The 1,035-nt window shown below is 74.8% G+C and carries 1 protein-coding gene and 1 pseudogene; both read right to left on the bottom strand.

Annotation, left to right across the window (positions count from 1 at the left end):
- A pseudogene (locus G3I40_RS37205) lies at positions 1-312 on the bottom strand (GNAT family N-acetyltransferase); the annotation flags it as partial.
- A gap of 10 nt (positions 313-322) precedes the next feature.
- A partial coding sequence (locus G3I40_RS37200; protein ID WP_164559238.1) for an MFS transporter occupies positions 323-1,035 on the bottom strand: 713 nt, incomplete at its 5' end.

The following is a 1,035-nucleotide window of genomic DNA, read 5'->3' as shown; positions in this document are numbered from 1 at the left end:
CGCGGCCTCCAGCGCCATCAGCGGGTACGCCTGCACGGCCAGCCCCGCCTCTTCGGCGGCCGCCCGCATCCCGGGCGTCGTCTCGGCCACCCACTCGAAGGCCTCGGGGGCACCCAACTCCCGCTGCCGGGCGCGGACTTCCTTCACGTCGGACGCGCTCGGCGCCGGCGCGCCGGGGCGCAGCGCGGGCCGCGCGTAGTACGGCCAGCCCGGGCCCTCGCGGACGAAGAGGGTGAGGGAGCCGAAGTCCTCCACCCGCGACGCGGCGCGCGGCACGGTGTCGTAGTAGCGCTCGACCTGGTCCAGAAGCATGGCGCGGACCCTACGCGACGCCCCGGATCCGGCGCACCAGGATTGCGCCCGCGAGGCCGACCCCCGCCGCCACCAGGTACAGCACCCGGTACCCGCCCAGCTGGTTCACCAGCGGGGCGGCGAGCGCCGGGGCGGCCACCTGGGGAAGGGAGTTGGCGATGTTGATGACGCCGAGGTCCTTGCCGCGGTCCAGGGCCGTCGGCAGCACGTCCGTCATCAGCGCGAAGTCGACCGAGGTGAACACCCCGAAGCCGACGCCCAGGACGGCCGCGGCGACGACCGCCCCGGGCCAGGTCTGCCAGCCGGACAGCACCGCCGTCGCCACCGCCATCAGCACCCCCGACCACAGGACGAACGGCTTGCGGCGGCCGACCCGGTCCGACCACGCGCCGCCCACGACCACGGTGGCCAGCAGCGTCACCCCGTTCACGGCGGTCAGGATCAGCACGCCCGCGTCCGGGTCGGCGTAGTGCAGGCGGTCCCGCAGGTAGTAGAAGAGGTACAGCAGCACCAGCGAGTTGCCCAGGTTGATCAGGAAGCGGGTCAGCCACGCCCAGCCGAGGTCGGGGTACCTGCGCGGGCTCAGCCAGAAGCCGCGCGCGAAACCGCGCCAGGACCACGGGGGCCGGGCGTCCGGCGCGAGGCGCAGGTCCCGGTGGCGCAGCACGTACGGCGCCACGCCGACCACCGTGAACACCGCGCACGCCGCGTATCCGGCGCCGA

Source organism: Streptomyces sp. SID14478, assembly GCF_010548525.1.
Lineage (GTDB): Bacteria > Actinomycetota > Actinomycetes > Streptomycetales > Streptomycetaceae > Streptomyces.
This window is presented reverse-complemented; position numbering and strand designations above follow the sequence as displayed.